Raw genomic sequence first — 15,577 nt, forward strand, 5'->3', positions numbered from 1 at the left:
ATTACTTCTTATTATGATGACGCATCATACGTTGACGCTTATACATTTGATGCGGCGTTAATTTGTTACGACGACCTTCAAATGGGTTGCTACCTTCTCTAAATTCGATACGAATTGGCGTGCCCATAATGCCTAATGTACGACGGAAGTAATTCATTAAGTAACGCTTGTAAGAGTCAGCTAATTTCTTCACTTGGTTACCGTGAATTACGATTAATGGAGGGTTGTAACCACCCGCATGCGCATAACGTAATTTAACACGACGCGCCCCAACCATTGGTGGCTCATGGTCATCTGTTGCCATGCCCATAATACGTGTTAGCATCGCTGTAGAGATACGTTTAGTTGAAGACATATACGCCTCTTCAACTGATTCAAACAAGTGACCTACCCCTGTACCATGTAACGCAGAAATAAAGTGTATTTTAGCAAAGTCGATAAAACCTAAACGACGGTCTAATTCTGTTTTAACACGCTCTTTATCGTATTCTGTCATGCCGTCCCATTTGTTCACGGCAATCACTAATGAACGACCTGAATTTAAGGTATAACCTAATAAGCTTAAATCTTGATCTGATATACCATCACGAGCATCGATAATTAACAATACAACGTTTGAGTCTTCAATTGCTTTTAGGGTTTTAATTACAGAGAATTTTTCTACGGTTTCATTAACTTTTTTACGCTTACGTACACCAGCAGTATCGATCAATACATATTCACGTCCATCACGTTCCATTGGAATATAAACACTATCACGTGTTGTTCCTGGCATATCGTAAACTAATACACGTTCTTCACCCAAAATACGGTTAGTCAGTGTTGATTTACCTACATTTGGACGACCAATTAATGCTAATTTAATGGGTAAGTTTGCAAGGCGCTCTTGCTCTTTAGCAATTTTGTCTTCGTCTTCATCATCGTATTCTAATGCGAATTCGTACTCATCAACTTCATCTGTTACTGGGTTTTCTTCTTGGAACTCTTCTAGTGCTGCATCAATCATCTGACGCACACCTTTACCGTGTGCTGCAGCGATTTGGAAGATCTCACCCAAGGCTAATGCGTAGAACTCACCACACATTGAGTCAGCATCGATACCATCAGTTTTATTAGCAACCACCATAACTTTTTTATTTTGCTTACGCAGGTGTGCAGCAATCGCTTCATCAGCTACAGTTAACCCCACACGCGCATCTACTAAAAATAAAACTGCATCCGCTTCTTCGACAGCAATCAGTGATTGCTCTGCCATTAATGCATCAATCCCCTCTTCATCGCCTTGAATACCACCGGTATCAATCACGATAAACTCAAGTTCTTCAACTTTCGCCTGACCATATTTACGGTCACGCGTTAAGCCAGGGAAATCGGCAACTAACGCATCTCGGGTACGTGTTAAACGATTGAAAAGCGTAGATTTACCTACATTAGGGCGACCTACTAAAGCGATGACTGGTAACATATATTTTGAAATCCTATAAAACTAAAAAAGCCCCATGCACAGCAAGGGGCTACAGTATAGCGTAAAAAACGATTAAATTATTCTACATTTAAAATCGGTTTTTCAATGGCGATTAAATCACCACTACGTGTTTGTAAATAAAGATGAGTCGAGGTTGCAACAGGCTCAATATAAAGCCCATCAGAATCTAACTCTTGTTGTGCAACAAACTGCCCCGTTTCACGGTCAATCCAGTGTAAATAACCTTCAGCGTCTCCAACAACAATAAAGTCATTCGCGACTGTTACACCGGTTAGATTACGATAAGCAAGTTGCTTATTAGACCAATTTTGCTCGCCGTTGCTACGGTTAATTGAAAATACATAACCTCGATAATCTGTAAGGTAAATATCACGGCCAGCAACACTAATATCATTGTAACCAGAATAAGGCTTAGCCCATAACTGCTCACCTTTTAACAGGTCGATAGCCACTAGATTACCATTATAAGCCAATGCGTAAACGGTACCATTAACAATCACCGGTTTCATATCTGCGTCAGCTATGCGATCTAGTTCAGTTGCACCATAAGCTCGTGCCGCTGGTAATTGCCACAGAGGCTGACCAGTTTCTAATAATGCTGCTGAAACATAACCATCAGCGCGTCCGTAGATAACCCCACCTTGTGAAATACTTGGAGTTGCACTACTACGTAATGTTAATCGAGGTTGTGCGTTAGGCAATGCCCAACGTTGTTCACCGGTATCGCTGTCTAATGCAACGAGATCACCACGAGAAGTATGGATTACGACTAAGCCACTGTCATAAACAGGCTGTGCAATCACCTCACCGGTGACTTCACTTACCCATTTGATGTCGCCTTTTTCTTTATCAATGGCAAATACTTGTGCATTTTCAGTACCAACATAAAGTGTGTCGAAATCTATGCCGATACCACCTGATATACGAGCAGAGCGATTAAATTCGTTAGATTTATGATCATCTAGGTCAATCGACCAAAGTTCTTTTCCTTTCTTAACAGAAAAAGCAGCCACTTCACCATCTCGCGCAGCAACATAAACTGCATTATCATCTACAGCAGGTTGTAGTTGTGAATAATATTTATCCACGCCATCACCTATACTAGTTGACCATGCTATTTGTGGTTTGTAAGTTGCTTCAAACACTGGCAATTCAGCCATTACTACCACATCTTCGTCACCGCTAAAAATAGAACAGCCACTTAACACAACAGCACTGGTAGCAATAACGGTGATATTTTTAACCCATTTAATCATGATTTTATCTCAGTTTATTGCGCGTCATCTAATTTAGGTGCTGTTGCCTTTTTCTCTACAGCTAAATCGTTTAATTGTAATTGCAATACTGGATCGACACGCCCTTCACTTGCTTCAACAGCAGTTTGATATGCAGAACGAGCAGCGTCTGTATCACCTTGTTTTAGATAGATATCACCTTTAGTTTGATTTACTTTCACTAAAAAGGCTTCATTTTCTACCGTGTTCAAAGTGCTTAATGCGTCGTCGTATTCACCCAACTCAGCGCTAACACGCGCTAAACGTAATGCGATGATAGGTGTTAATGCCGCATATTCATTACTTGCCAATAACTCTGTTAATTGTGTTTTAGCTAGCTCAAAATCACCTGCATCTACTGCTTCTTTAGCTAGTAGTAATGCACCTAATGTTGCGTAGTTATTGCCTTCGTTTTCAGCAACAAACTGTTTTAATTCACTACTATCGTGCGCTTCACCTTGAGCATTGAATTTTTCAGATACTTGTGCAAATTCAATAGATGCTTTTTCTTGGCTAGCTGTTACGCTTTCGCCATAGTAACGCCATCCCCATAAACCTGCTAAACCGATTACCGCACCCACGATGAGCATGGTGCCGTTATCATTCCACCATTTTTTAATGGCATCAACTTGCTGTTCTTCTGTTTCGTAACCTTCGATAATATCAACCACGTGTATTCCTTACTTATTCTATATTTTGATGAATAATTTATGCAAAGTAGGTAGGTAATACCTGAACTAAGCTATCAATTGCAACGGTTTTTTGTTCTGCATTACCCTGCAAATCTTTGATTGTTACTGTGCCGTCTTCTAATTCACTTTCACCGATAATCAACGCTACTGACGCACCACTTTTATCTGCACGTTTCATCTGCTTTTTGAAGTTACCCGCGCCACAGTGATGCATCATTTTTAGGTGAGGTAATTGATCGCGCACTAACTCTGCCACTTTGAAACCAGCAACATCGGTGTTTTCACCTACTAGAATGCTGTAGATATCAACATCGCCTTTCACATCACCATTAAGCTCTAATGTTTCTAGCATTAAGATAATACGTTCAAGGCCCATTGCAAAACCAACTGCAGGTGTTGCTTTACCACCAAGTTGTTCTACTAATCCATCGTAACGACCACCAGCACAAATAGTTCCCTGAGAGCCAAGGCTTGATGTTACCCATTCAAATACGGTGCGGTTGTAGTAATCTAAACCACGAACAATACGTTCATTGATCACGTACTTAACACCCGCAGCATCTAAATAAGCTTGTACTTTAGCAAAGTGCTCAGCTGTTTCGTCACCAAAATAATCCGATAGTTTCGGTGCATTTTCTAATAATGCTTGTACGCCTTCATTTTTACTATCTAACACACGTAATGGGTTAGTTAACATCCGACGTTTACTATCTTCATCTAATTGATCTTCATGCGCTTGTAGGAATTCAACTAATTTCTCTTTATAAGCATTACGTTCTTCATTGCTGCCTAATGAGTTAAGTTGTAATTCAACATGCTGTTCAATACCTAATGCTTTCCATAAGCGAGCAGATAATAAAATGACTTCCGCATCGATATCTGGTGTGGCCATGCCGAAAGTTTCAATGCCTACTTGATGGAACTGACGGTAACGCCCCTTTTGAGGACGTTCATGGCGAAACATAGGACCGATGTACCACATTCTACGTTCTTGATTGTATAATAAACCATGCTCATTACCCGCACGCACACAAGATGCTGTACCTTCAGGGCGAAGCGTTAAGCTATCACCATTGCGGTCATCAAAGGTGTACATCTCTTTTTCAACGATATCAGTGACTTCACCGATAGAACGTTTAAAAAGATGTGTACTCTCTACGATTGGCATACGGATTTCAGAATAACCGTAACTGCTCACGGTTTGTCTAATTAAGGATTCTAGTTTCTGCCAAACTGGGGTTTGCTCAGGAAGGGTATCATTCATACCACGAATAGCTTGTATCTTCTTTGCCACAATGATTTCCGAATTCTGTCGATGAATAAAAATACATTTAAGATGTATTCTCAATAAAATTGAGAGTCATTATAAGGAAGTTTACGGTGAGATGGAACAATACAACTCGGCTTTGCTCGTTTAAAGTCTAATAAAAAGCCCAAATATTCAAAACATTTGGGCTTCGGCTAAAATATTAAACTATTTACTAATATTTATTTTATATTAAGCAGTTAACGTTATTGTCGTCATTTTAAGCAACTAGCTTTTAATAATAATGTTGCTTTCATCACTTCGGCTAATTCGTGCGCGAATTCTAGCTTCCATTTGATCAATCACTTTATCATTATCAAAACGGTCACGCTGACGTGTACCATCTTCATAGAAGCCACTTTTGTTTTTACCGCCTGTAATACCTAAGTCAGAGACTAATGCCTCACCCGGTCCATTTACTACACAACCAATAATTGACACATCCATTGGCATCACTACATCTTCAAGACGTTCTTCTAGTGCATTAACGGTTGCAATAACATCAAACTCTTGACGTGAACAAGTTGGACAAGCAATAAAGTTGATACCGCGACTACGAATACGTAATGATTTAAGGATATCAAACCCAACCTTGATCTCTTCCACTGGGTCTGCCGCTAATGATACACGTAATGTATCGCCAATACCTTGCGATAAAAGCATACCAAGACCCACCGCAGATTTAACACTGCCACTACGTAAGCCACCTGCTTCGGTAATACCAAGGTGTAATGGCTGAACGATCTGTTGAGCTAATAATTGGTATGACTCTACGGCCAACAATGCATCAGAAGCTTTTACGCTGACTTTGAATTGGTCAAAGTTTAGACGGTCTAATATATCTACATGACGTAGTGCAGAGTCAACTAATGCTTGCGCTGTTGGCTCACCGTACTTTTCTTGAATATCTGCTTCCAATGAACCGCCATTAACACCAATTCGAATTGGAATATTATTATCTCGTGCACAATCCACTACACTGCGAATACGTTGTTCATTACCGATATTACCAGGGTTAATTCGTAAACAATCAACACCGTATTCTGCCACTTTTAAGGCGATACGATAGTCAAAATGAATATCAGCAATTAATGGAATATTACATTGTTTTTTAATTTCTCTGAATGCTTCCGCAGCGTTCATCGTTGGAATAGAAACGCGCACCATATCAGCACCCACAGCTTCTAATCGTTTAATTTGTGCAACCGTTGCCTCAACGTCCGTGGTCAATGTATTAGTCATCGATTGAACGGTAATCGGCGCACCGCCACCCACAGGGACATTGCCCACCATGATCTGTTTAGAGTCGCGGCGTTTAATTGGAGAGGTATGGCTCATTGTATTTACTCTTAAAAAGTTAAAGATCGAATAATAATCAATGCATTACATATAATTATTTTATGACGAATGTAACGTTAATGGAGAAGTGTTTTGGGTTTTACTTAATTAATAATTAAGTCAGTGAAAACGCCACTTTTAATGCCACTTCTAAATCACAAGGTTATTTTACATTAAATTGATTCGTTGAAACCAATAAAGTTCAAATGATTTATTAACGAAACGTCAACGCTAATGAAATGATTTTAAATGAAATCATCGAAGCCCTGCAAGTGCTAACTTGTTCTTATTCGGGCGCGGCTTCAGTTGCACTTTCTACTTCGCTAGCTGAAACATCAGGCTCAGCAACGGCCGTAGGAGTCTCTTCTGTAGCTGACATAGCTTGTTGGTTAAGTGGGTCAATCAAGTTGGTATGTTCAGGGTCAGGTAAGCGCATGTGAATGTTTTCAGTATCCACTGAAGTCTCTGTATATAACGCATCAACTATATTATCCCATTCAGAAATAGTACCTGCAATCGCGGCAATAAATACAATTAAAATAAACCAGCCAAATTTATTAGATGATTTTTTCTTGGTACTTAATAAATAGGGATTGCTTAGTGTGTTGTTTGATCTTGACGGTATGCTGAGTTGTTGATATTCAGAAAATGATTCTATTTCTGCTAATTGCACCGCTTTTGCATAATTGGCTAAGTAGCCACGAAGGTAGATAACAGGATAACGTTTATCTGCTATCAGCAACTCTAAGTCATTTTCAATGTCATTTACCACAGAGGCTTTTAAGTTGAGTTTTAACGCGAGCTCTTCTACGGAGAAATTGGCGGCTATACGGTGTTCTTTTAAGGCTTGATCAAGAGTCATTACAGTGTCCATTATCAACTTAGTGTTAAATATTGTGATGCTTATTAGTCAAATAGTCTAACGCTTGTTGAGACTCGGGAAATTGCGTTAATAGTTGCTCAGAATATCGCTCTAAACTATTTTCTTTCCCAGTAGCATAACTCAAACGAATCCATTGCCATAGACTTTCAGCAGTAGCGTCCGACGCTTTTTGGAAAGAAAATAGGTTTAATATCGCTTCTTTATAATTTTTTTCGGTAATGTTGAGTTTTGCTAAAGATAAATTAATCTCATTACTTTTAGGACTATGCGCTAATGCATATTGATAATAGAAAATCGCTTTTTCATTGAAACCGGCCTTTTCAGAGCAAATAGCAGCATTCGCATAAGTACGCGCAACACGAGTATATTTTGGGGCGGAAATTGCTTTTAAGAAAGCAGCATCCGCTTCGTCATAACGCGCTTGACCACACAAAAATGTACCGTAGTTATGATAAGTATCACCGTTGCTAGCATCTAAGGAAATGGCTTCTTTGTAGAACTCTTCTGCTTTTTTATTCTCTTGTACCTTCTCATAATAATAGGCAAATATACGATGCACTTTTGCACTATCAGGTTGATAAGATAAAGCTTTGTCTAAGTTCTCTTTGGCTTGCTGCATCTGTTCATTTTCAATATACACGAGGGCAAGTTTAATACGTGTATCGGCAGCCCCTTCTGGGTCAAAGGCCATTTTCTGCCCTTTAGGATTGTTTAAGGTCGTGACAGTTTCACTTGATACACAAGCAGAGATAAAAAAAATAGATGATAAAATTATAAAGATAAATCGCATACATTCCTCAGGCGCTAATAGTCGTGCAGGAAAATTATTTCAAGTTCCCCTATTGTGAAGTAACTTGAGGCCGGATGCATGTTTTTTTTAACTGTTCTTGGGTTTTGATCTATTTACCCAAGAACAGTCTGATTTTAAAGAGGATTAACTTTGTTGAATATTAATGTTTTCACCGTGTTTACGTTTGTTCATAGTACGCTTAGTACGGTCAATTACGTCCCCCACTAACTGTCCACATGCTGCATCAATATCATCACCACGTGTTTTACGAACGATCACTGTATAACCGTATTCCATCAACACTTTATTAAAACGGTCAACACGACTGTTACTTGGTTTAGTGTAATCATTACCAGGGAAAGGATTAAACGGAATTAAGTTAATCTTACACGGCGTATCTTTTAACAGATGTGCAAGCTCATGTGCTTGATCTGTTGAGTCGTTCACGTGATCCAGCAGTAAATACTCAACCGTTACTTTACCGCGGTTTGCATTTGATTTTGCAACATAACGTTTAACACCCGCTAAGAAGTCAGCGATATCGTATTTATCGTTAATTGGCATCATTTTAGAACGCAATTTATCATTTGGCGCATGTAATGAGATAGCTAATGCAACATCAATACGGTCACCTAAGATATCTAATGCAGGAACAACACCTGATGTAGATAAAGTCACACGACGTTTAGATAACGCATAACCTAAATCATCTAACATTAACTCCATTGCTGGAATCACGTTATTTAAGTTAAGTAATGGTTCACCCATCCCCATCATTACTACGTTGGTAATTGGACGTTGACCACTTTCCCCCATTACACCAATAATTTTAGCCGCACGCCACACCTGACCAATAATTTCAGATACCGTTAAGTTGCGGTTAAAACCTTGTTGTGCAGTTGAACAGAAATCACATGCCAATGCACAACCTACCTGAGAAGATACACATAAGGTCGCGCGGTCTTTTTCAGGAATATAAACGGTTTCAACTTCTTGGTCACCCAGTGTCATTGCCCATTTAATGGTGCCATCTTCACTGCGTTGCTCTACTTTTACTTCAGGTGCAACAATTTCAGCACGTTGCTTTAATTTTTCACGCAATGCTTTATTGATGTTGGTCATTTGATCGAAATCATCACAACCAAAATGGTAGATCCATTTCATTACTTGTTCTGTACGAAACGGTTTTTCACCCATTTCAGTGAAAAAATCGCGTAAACCTTGACGGTTTAGATCTAATAGGTTTACTTTTTTCTGACTCATGCGATGCCTCAACTAGACTAATTCTGGTATAAATTCGGAGGGGGATTGTACATATTTTGAATACCCGATGCTAGTCACAAATTTTAACTAAAAAAATACCTGAACCATTTCTGGCATCAGGTACTTGTTGCATAAGCATTATTTGAAGTTTCACAAAAAAAATTGTTTGAAAAATAAACGACAACTTATACAAATGTGACTAATGGAATCACTTTATCTTTTTGCCAAGTATAAAATATTTGTGCACTTAACTTATCACCCCGACTATTCACTATCTTTTGAATATGCCCTCTTTTCATCAATATCGCTAACATCGGCGCAACACCTTCTCGACTGATATGAAAGGTCGTCAATAAACGACTCTCTGCGACATATTGATGAGTTTCTATATAATTTGATAAACGTTTTAATATCATGCTCTAACCCACTTTTGTTGCTCGCGAGAACTGCATTTTAGTAATAAATTGCCTTTATTTCTTAGGGCATATATAGCTCCCACAATGATTAAGATAGCGCTCGATAAATAAGTAAAGCTAAGTATTGGGTGCGCAGCAATAGTCGCTATTTGGTAATAAACAACGGCAACGATATAAGCAATACCTGTAGACCAAATAGCCACAAAACGTGCCCAGTTCATCCCCACTTCTCTGACTATCGCCCCCATTGCCGCTGCACAAGGAGCATAAAGCAAGATGAACAGTAAATAAGCAAAAGCAGCTTGCTGGCTAACAAAAGCCTGTTGAATATTTGTGTAAATAGTTAAGTCAACGCCTTGCTCTTCAGCTGCAAGCGTTAAGTCTTCTAATTCTCCGACATTAATGCCTAGTGGGTCACTGATATCAATACCCATTAAATTTTCTGGAATGGTGGCTACAGCAATAGATAATTTTTCTAATAAACTTAATGCCTCTTCCTCCTCACGGACTTCATTGTCATACAGGCTATTTAAGGTGCCTACCACTGCTTCTTTAGCAAAGATACCCGTTACGATACCCACCGTCGCAGGCCAGTTTTGCTCATTGATTCCTAAAGGTGAAAGTACCGGTGTAATAGTTTGTGCAATTTTACTTAATACAGAGCCTTCAGTATCTTGATGGCCAAAACTCCCATCCATACCAATTGAGTTAACCACATTTAACAGTGTCACCACTAAGACGATAGTTTGTCCTGCACCAAATACAAAACCTTTCAACTTCTGCCAAGTTTTAATCCCAGTATTCTTTATCGTTGGCAGCTCATAATCAGGAATCTCCAAGATCATATTTTCACTTTTCCCTGGTAAAATGGTTCTGCTTAAAATAAAACCGGTTAATACCGCGACTAAAATCCCGATCAGATAAAGCAAGAAAACGATATTTTGACCTTGATTTGGAAAGAATGCGCTAGCAAATAAAGCATACACAGGTAAACGTGCTCCACAGGACATAAATGGTGACATCACAACAGTTAACAAACGTTCACGTTCTTTCTCTAAGGTTCTTGCAGCCATTACAGCAGGAACCGTGCAACCAAATCCAACAATCATAGGTACAAACGATTTACCTGGTAAACCAATTAATTGCATCAGTCTATCAATCACAAATGCCGCTCGTGCTAAATATCCAGAACTTTCAAGCACAGCTAAAAACAAATACAAACAAGCAATAACGGGAATAAAAGTCATGACCGTTTGAATACCACCGCCCACTCCATAGGCTAAAACATTAATTAACCAATCTGGTGCACTGACTGCGGTCAACCATTGTGCCGTTTGATCAACAAATAAAGCACCAGAAGCAATATCAAAGAAATCAATAAACGCACTACCTACATTAATAGCAAACATAAACATCAAGTACATCACCAATAAAAAGACGGGTAAACCGGTATAACGGTTCAATGCAACTGCATCTATTTTATCGGTTAAGCTTTTACTTAAGCAGCCTTTGGTACGCACTGCTAATTGGGTCAATTGATAGATATAGGTATAACGCGTATCAGCAATCTGTAAGTCAATATCGAATGATATTTGGCTGCTGATATGTTGCACTTTTAAGCGAGTCTGTATAGGTAACTGTTCAATAACCGATGCATCACCTTCTACACACTTAATGGCAAACGCTTTTTTATGAAGGTATCTTTCCGTGTCAAAATAGTATTCTATTTTCGACAATACAGCTTCTAACTGGTCTCCATAATCTAAAGATAAATCAGGTATTAACGCAGCAGGATCTAACTTTTCTATGATTGTTGTTAGCTTAGTTACCGCCTGTTGATTATGTGCTGAAATAGCAATAACTGGGCAACCTAATTGTTCACTCAACAGCTTATCATTAATCACTTTTTGCTGTTTATCTGCAACATCTATTTTGTTTAACACCACCATCACTGGCAGACCTAACTCTAATAACTGCACGGTCAAATATAAACTTCTTTCTAAACAACTAGCATCAATAATATTTAATACCATATCCGGCTGACTATGCATGATGTAATCAAAGGCAACACGTTCATCCATTGAACTCCCCTGTTGGTCGATATCTAGATTATAGATACCGGGTAGGTCGATCACTTTTATTGCTTTATCATTAATGTTGAAGTGTCCGGTTTTCTTTTCAACTGTCACTCCACTCCAATTCCCTACTCTTTGATGACTACCTGTGAGTGCATTGAATAAGGTCGTTTTACCTGAATTAGGGTTACCTATGGTGGCTATATTCATTGACATATTAATACTCCACTATAATTTGCTTAGCGATACTTTTACGCAGAGCAATTGCACTATTAGCACATCGAATAGCTAAAGGGTCACCTAATGGCGCAGTACGTAATAACTGTACCTTTGCACGCGGCAAAAAACCTAGATTGAGTAACTTTTTACGCATTACCGGTTCCAGCGCATTAATATTAACAATACTTGCGGTTTGCCCTGTTTTTAACTCAGATAATCTCATAGTGACCCCTATCATTTATTCATTGAGATGTTTTAAACAGGAAATTAATACAAACTATTATCATTAACAATACAAATTGAAGCGCTTGACTAGGTAATAAAGAGTCTGTTGTTTTAGATCAATTTAGCCACGCGATTTAAACAGATTTTATGAATAGAGAGTTGAGTTTTACATCTTTAATAGGAACAGGTATAAACATAAACAAGAACTTAATATGCAGGAATACTCATGGACTTTAGTGAATTGAATTTAGTCTACTCTACCGATGGCGGAAAAGTAGAAAAAACCAAACCAAAACAAAGCGCTCCCGAAGGCGATGGCATTATTCGTTTACATAGAGAAACAAAAGGTCGTAAAGGAAAAGGCGTAACACTGATCAAAGGTTTACAGCTGAATGAACCTGAAATCAAAGCATTAGCGAAAGACATTAAAAAGAAAACGGGCTGTGGCGGCACAGTAAAAGATTTTGTCATTGAAATTCAAACAGACCAACGTGACATTATTAAAAGCGTGCTAGAGAAAAAAGGTTACCAGGTAAAACTATCGGGTGGCTAACTCAAAAATGTGACTACTAAAAAAAGGGGCCGATAGCCCCTTTTTTTACTTTATACCGTTTTTAAATTTATTTAGCGGTTAACGCTGTACCTGCAAAGTCAATCCCCGCCCAACCGTTAATCATAAACTGACGAATGTTTTGATGATCTTGTGCCTCTGGATGCGCTAATACATCATCACGGTAATAAGTGCCAAAACAAGCTAACGTTTGTGCTTCTGATAATTTATTTAACTGTGCAAATGAAAATATTTTACATGAGCCAGCATTTTCACCTTCAGCATTTTTTTGCTGACCATTATTAAAAGCTGTTGCTTTAAATTCATAATTATCTTCAATCACCGCCATAGTCTCAGTAAACTCAACTTGCTCTGGTGTGTTGCTCAGCTTATTTAAAAAATCTTGTAATAACATCCTGTACCCTTTTATTTTTACGTTTATATTTTCTGCGATTATATTAATCTTCTTCGAAATAAATAGTTTTATTCTGTGGCATATTTTCAGGACTAACCGACTCACCTTTAATGCGTTTTTCTTCGTCAGCCCATTCACCTAAGTCAATAAGTTGGCAGCGTTTACAGCAAAATGGGCGATACATGCTGGTCTTATCCCAAACCACTTCTTTTTGACATGTTGGACAATTAACCTTCATCTTTACTCCTCACCATTAACAAAATATTTGTTCAAATTCTATATGTTCAGCTTGGCTATTTTCCGCATCTGCATTCATAAAGCGCACAGAATAACGATGTTTATGGCCAGATACCATAGGGTAGACCTGCAAACTAGGATCAACATTTAAGATAATAAACAAAGCATGCTCAACTTCCCCTTGGAAGAAGCCATTATTCGCTTTCTGAATTGATTTAATCCCTTGATGACGCTTAATTTTTAAAAATAAAAACAAAGCGCGCTCTAGCACTTGAAAATACTCATACCAATTTTTGGTATCTGCTCTTTTAACTTCAATTGCTTGTGCACACCAAAAGTGAAACTGTGGCAAATCAAAACTGCAACAACCACCAGGAATAAAGAAACGCTGTTTAAGTGAGGTTAAAAAACGGCTGTCTTTGAAGAATTTAAGCTGTTTAGACATCACTAATAATGCACTAATCAATTCACTAATCTCTACCATTAAGGCTTTAATTGCTTGTGTATCAGCTTGCTCACTGCTCAACCAAGATTGCATTTCTTCAGATAATGCACGTAAATCTTTAATTAAGTCATGTCGAATATCACTGCGGTCACTTAATTCAATTAACTCGAATAATGATTTGAAATAAGTAATGGCATCATTATCGTTATTCAATGAGATACTTTGACTAATTTGTAGGAAAAGCGATTCAAAGCGTAAATAGCTACGGCTTTTTTCTGTCAGGGGATATTCAAAAGAGATCATAAGACTGTCTATTCATTTTTATAAAAAAGTAAGGTTACATTAAGGAGCTACCACTAAACAATCAAAAACCTTACTTTTGTATGGATAAAAACTGTAAATGTAACATTTTAACTTGTTCCTTAAGTGCAACAAGATCGGATTTGCTATTATCGATAATATAATCAGCCTGCTGTCGTCTTTCTGATCGGCTAATTTGTGCATCTATAATTGCTTGTATTTGTGCCCTTGAATTATTGTCGCGCTGCATAGCACGTTCAATTTGCAAGGTTTCTGGTACATCAACCACCAGCGTAAAGTCGGTGTATTGTGTTAATTTATTTTCTAGCAACAACGGTGCTTCTAATATTACATATTGGCTTTCTGCTTGTGCAAGTTGTGCTAATAAAGCTTCTCTAATAAGCGGGTGCAATAAATTATTTAACCATTGCTTTTTCTGATCCGAAGAGAAAATGATTTGTCTCAGCATTGCTCGGTTCAGTCCGCTACTTTCATCTATGACTTCTTTACCAAAATAAAGTTCAATCTCTGCTAAAGCGGGCTGCCCTGGTGCAACAACTTCTCTTGCCACAAGGTCGGCATCAACGACTTCTACCCCTAACGCTTTAAATTCATTAGCAACTGTTGATTTACCACTGCCAATCCCGCCCGTTAACCCAATAATAACTCGCATATTTTGCTCTCTTACTTGAATCGTTTTATTTTATAGATCATAACTACTTAGATCATTGGTATTCAATGTTCATTAAGGTAGTATTTCACTTTTTACCCTTGTCTGGAAACTTACCATGATTGAACAAGAAGTTGCACAAAGTGTTAGACTAGCTTTACATGAAGATTTAAATGGCTTATCTGCCGCAGAAGGCGATATTACCGCTAATTTAATTCCCGAAGATAAATATGCAAAAGCAACAGTGATCACCCGTGAAGATGCTGTATTTTGTGGTAAAGCATGGACAGACGAAGTATTTAAACAATTAGGTGATTGCACCACTATTACATGGCATGTTAAAGATGGTGACCTTGTTCAAGCCAATAGCCCATTATTTACCTTAACTGGCCCAGCTCGAATTCTATTAACCGGTGAACGTACCGCACTAAACTTTATTCAAACTCTTTCTGGCATCGCGACCACCACCAAATATTACTCAGATCTGATTGCTAATACTGATTGTAAATTATTAGATACTCGAAAAACCTTACCCGGTTTACGCAATGCTTCCAAATATGCAGTAACGTGCGGAGGTGGGTTTAATCACCGCATCGGTTTATACGACGCCTTTTTGATTAAAGAGAACCATATTATGGCGTGTGGTGGCATTAAACAAGCAATTGCCACCGCAAACCAACAACACCCTGAACGTTGGGTAGAAGTTGAAGTAGAAAGCCTCGATGAATTAAAACAAGCCTTAGATGCAGGCGCACAACGGGTCATGCTGGATAACTTCACCATCCCGATGATGTTAGAGGCAGTTGCTATTAATAAAAGTAATCCAGTGCAAGCAGACTTAGAAGTATCTGGTAATGTTGATAACTCAACAATACTCAGTTATGCCGAAACAGGCGTTGATTACATCTCTGTTGGTGCACTCACCAAGCATGTTCAAGCGATAGACTTATCAATGCGTTTTGTACAAGGCTAAGACTTAAAAATTAATACCAT

17 protein-coding genes are annotated in these 15,577 nt (G+C 38.4%); 2 read left to right on the plus strand and 15 right to left on the minus strand.

The window, feature by feature from the left end; all coding sequences use genetic code 11:
* Position 1: 1 nt before the first annotated feature.
* From der to OW492_RS09670, 11 genes are all read right to left on the minus strand, one after another.
* The gene (der, locus tag OW492_RS09620; protein ID WP_290039742.1) at positions 2–1,465 is read right to left on the minus strand and encodes a ribosome biogenesis GTPase Der; all 1,464 of its coding nucleotides are present in this window, start codon (positions 1,463–1,465) and stop codon (positions 2–4) included.
* Positions 1,466–1,542: 77 nt separating this feature from the next.
* Entirely contained in the window at positions 1,543–2,742 is a 1,200-nt protein-coding gene (bamB, locus tag OW492_RS09625; RefSeq protein WP_290039743.1) for an outer membrane protein assembly factor BamB, read from the minus strand.
* Between the two features lie 14 nt (positions 2,743–2,756).
* Entirely contained in the window at positions 2,757–3,431 is a 675-nt protein-coding gene (locus OW492_RS09630) for a tetratricopeptide repeat protein (RefSeq protein ID WP_290039744.1), read from the minus strand.
* A 37-nt stretch (positions 3,432–3,468) separates the two neighbouring features.
* The gene (gene hisS / locus OW492_RS09635) at positions 3,469–4,746 is read right to left on the minus strand and encodes a histidine--tRNA ligase (protein WP_290039745.1); all 1,278 of its coding nucleotides are present in this window, start codon (positions 4,744–4,746) and stop codon (positions 3,469–3,471) included.
* Positions 4,747–4,986: 240 nt separating this feature from the next.
* Complete coding sequence (gene ispG / locus OW492_RS09640; RefSeq protein ID WP_290039746.1) at positions 4,987–6,096, minus strand: flavodoxin-dependent (E)-4-hydroxy-3-methylbut-2-enyl-diphosphate synthase; 1,110 nt, start codon at positions 6,094–6,096, stop codon at positions 4,987–4,989.
* 286 nt (positions 6,097–6,382) lie between these two features.
* Entirely contained in the window at positions 6,383–6,958 is a 576-nt protein-coding gene (locus OW492_RS09645; protein ID WP_290039747.1) for a helix-turn-helix domain-containing protein, read from the minus strand.
* A gap of 25 nt (positions 6,959–6,983) precedes the next feature.
* Positions 6,984–7,769, minus strand: a complete 786-nt coding sequence (gene pilW / locus OW492_RS09650; RefSeq protein WP_290039748.1) for a type IV pilus biogenesis/stability protein PilW — start codon at positions 7,767–7,769, stop codon at positions 6,984–6,986.
* Between the two features lie 144 nt (positions 7,770–7,913).
* On the minus strand, positions 7,914–9,032 hold the full coding sequence (locus tag OW492_RS09655) for a bifunctional tRNA (adenosine(37)-C2)-methyltransferase TrmG/ribosomal RNA large subunit methyltransferase RlmN (protein WP_290039749.1): 1,119 nt from the start codon (positions 9,030–9,032) through the stop codon (positions 7,914–7,916).
* A 185-nt stretch (positions 9,033–9,217) separates the two neighbouring features.
* Positions 9,218–9,448, minus strand: coding sequence for a FeoC-like transcriptional regulator (locus tag OW492_RS09660; RefSeq protein WP_290039750.1), 231 nt, complete (start codon positions 9,446–9,448; stop codon positions 9,218–9,220).
* On the minus strand, positions 9,445–11,739 hold the full coding sequence (gene feoB, locus OW492_RS09665; protein ID WP_290039751.1) for a Fe(2+) transporter permease subunit FeoB: 2,295 nt from the start codon (positions 11,737–11,739) through the stop codon (positions 9,445–9,447). The genes OW492_RS09660 and feoB overlap by 4 nt, the downstream gene beginning before the upstream one ends.
* A 1-nt stretch (position 11,740) precedes the next feature.
* The gene (locus OW492_RS09670; protein WP_290039752.1) at positions 11,741–11,965 is read right to left on the minus strand and encodes a FeoA family protein; all 225 of its coding nucleotides are present in this window, start codon (positions 11,963–11,965) and stop codon (positions 11,741–11,743) included.
* Positions 11,966–12,193: 228 nt separating this feature from the next.
* On the opposite strand from OW492_RS09670, the gene yciH reads away from it, so the two are divergent.
* Positions 12,194–12,520 (plus strand): stress response translation initiation inhibitor YciH, encoded by a 327-nt coding sequence (gene yciH / locus OW492_RS09675; RefSeq protein ID WP_290039753.1) that lies wholly within the window; start codon positions 12,194–12,196, stop codon positions 12,518–12,520.
* A gap of 67 nt (positions 12,521–12,587) precedes the next feature.
* Here the strand turns inward: yciH and OW492_RS09680 are convergent, their stop codons facing one another.
* From OW492_RS09680 to coaE, 4 genes are all read right to left on the minus strand, one after another.
* Complete coding sequence (locus OW492_RS09680) at positions 12,588–12,932, minus strand: HopJ type III effector protein (RefSeq protein WP_290039754.1); 345 nt, start codon at positions 12,930–12,932, stop codon at positions 12,588–12,590.
* A 43-nt stretch (positions 12,933–12,975) separates the two neighbouring features.
* Positions 12,976–13,170, minus strand: coding sequence for a DNA gyrase inhibitor YacG (gene yacG, locus OW492_RS09685; RefSeq protein ID WP_290039755.1), 195 nt, complete (start codon positions 13,168–13,170; stop codon positions 12,976–12,978).
* Between the two features lie 15 nt (positions 13,171–13,185).
* Positions 13,186–13,917: a cell division protein ZapD gene (gene zapD / locus OW492_RS09690; RefSeq protein WP_290039756.1), complete on the minus strand. Its 732-nt coding sequence runs from the start codon at positions 13,915–13,917 to the stop codon at positions 13,186–13,188.
* A gap of 70 nt (positions 13,918–13,987) precedes the next feature.
* Positions 13,988–14,587 (minus strand): dephospho-CoA kinase, encoded by a 600-nt coding sequence (coaE, locus tag OW492_RS09695; RefSeq protein ID WP_290039757.1) that lies wholly within the window; start codon positions 14,585–14,587, stop codon positions 13,988–13,990.
* Between the two features lie 115 nt (positions 14,588–14,702).
* On the opposite strand from coaE, the gene nadC reads away from it, so the two are divergent.
* Positions 14,703–15,557, plus strand: coding sequence for a carboxylating nicotinate-nucleotide diphosphorylase (gene nadC, locus OW492_RS09700; RefSeq protein WP_290039758.1), 855 nt, complete (start codon positions 14,703–14,705; stop codon positions 15,555–15,557).
* Positions 15,558–15,577: the final 20 nt, after the last annotated feature.

The sequence above is a fragment of the Psychromonas sp. 14N.309.X.WAT.B.A12 genome, from assembly GCF_030397575.1.
GTDB lineage: Bacteria > Pseudomonadota > Gammaproteobacteria > Enterobacterales > Psychromonadaceae > Psychromonas.

Excerpts from the sequence above, each read along its gene's own strand:
- der (WP_290039742.1), bottom strand. The coding sequence starts at position 1,465 with ATGTTACCAGTCATCGCTTTAGTAGGTCGCCCTAATGTAGGTAAATCT.
- bamB (WP_290039743.1), bottom strand. The coding sequence starts at position 2,742 with ATGATTAAATGGGTTAAAAATATCACCGTTATTGCTACCAGTGCTGTT.
- ispG (WP_290039746.1), bottom strand. The coding sequence starts at position 6,096 with ATGAGCCATACCTCTCCAATTAAACGCCGCGACTCTAAACAGATCATG.
- OW492_RS09645 (WP_290039747.1), bottom strand. The coding sequence starts at position 6,958 with ATGACTCTTGATCAAGCCTTAAAAGAACACCGTATAGCCGCCAATTTC.
- pilW (WP_290039748.1), bottom strand. The coding sequence starts at position 7,769 with ATGCGATTTATCTTTATAATTTTATCATCTATTTTTTTTATCTCTGCT.
- OW492_RS09655 (WP_290039749.1), bottom strand. The coding sequence starts at position 9,032 with ATGAGTCAGAAAAAAGTAAACCTATTAGATCTAAACCGTCAAGGTTTA.
- OW492_RS09660 (WP_290039750.1), bottom strand. The coding sequence starts at position 9,448 with ATGATATTAAAACGTTTATCAAATTATATAGAAACTCATCAATATGTC.
- feoB (WP_290039751.1), bottom strand. The coding sequence starts at position 11,739 with ATGTCAATGAATATAGCCACCATAGGTAACCCTAATTCAGGTAAAACG.
- OW492_RS09670 (WP_290039752.1), bottom strand. The coding sequence starts at position 11,965 with ATGAGATTATCTGAGTTAAAAACAGGGCAAACCGCAAGTATTGTTAAT.
- yciH (WP_290039753.1), top strand. The coding sequence starts at position 12,194 with ATGGACTTTAGTGAATTGAATTTAGTCTACTCTACCGATGGCGGAAAA.
- OW492_RS09680 (WP_290039754.1), bottom strand. The coding sequence starts at position 12,932 with ATGTTATTACAAGATTTTTTAAATAAGCTGAGCAACACACCAGAGCAA.
- yacG (WP_290039755.1), bottom strand. The coding sequence starts at position 13,170 with ATGAAGGTTAATTGTCCAACATGTCAAAAAGAAGTGGTTTGGGATAAG.
- zapD (WP_290039756.1), bottom strand. The coding sequence starts at position 13,917 with ATGATCTCTTTTGAATATCCCCTGACAGAAAAAAGCCGTAGCTATTTA.
- coaE (WP_290039757.1), bottom strand. The coding sequence starts at position 14,587 with ATGCGAGTTATTATTGGGTTAACGGGCGGGATTGGCAGTGGTAAATCA.
- nadC (WP_290039758.1), top strand. The coding sequence starts at position 14,703 with ATGATTGAACAAGAAGTTGCACAAAGTGTTAGACTAGCTTTACATGAA.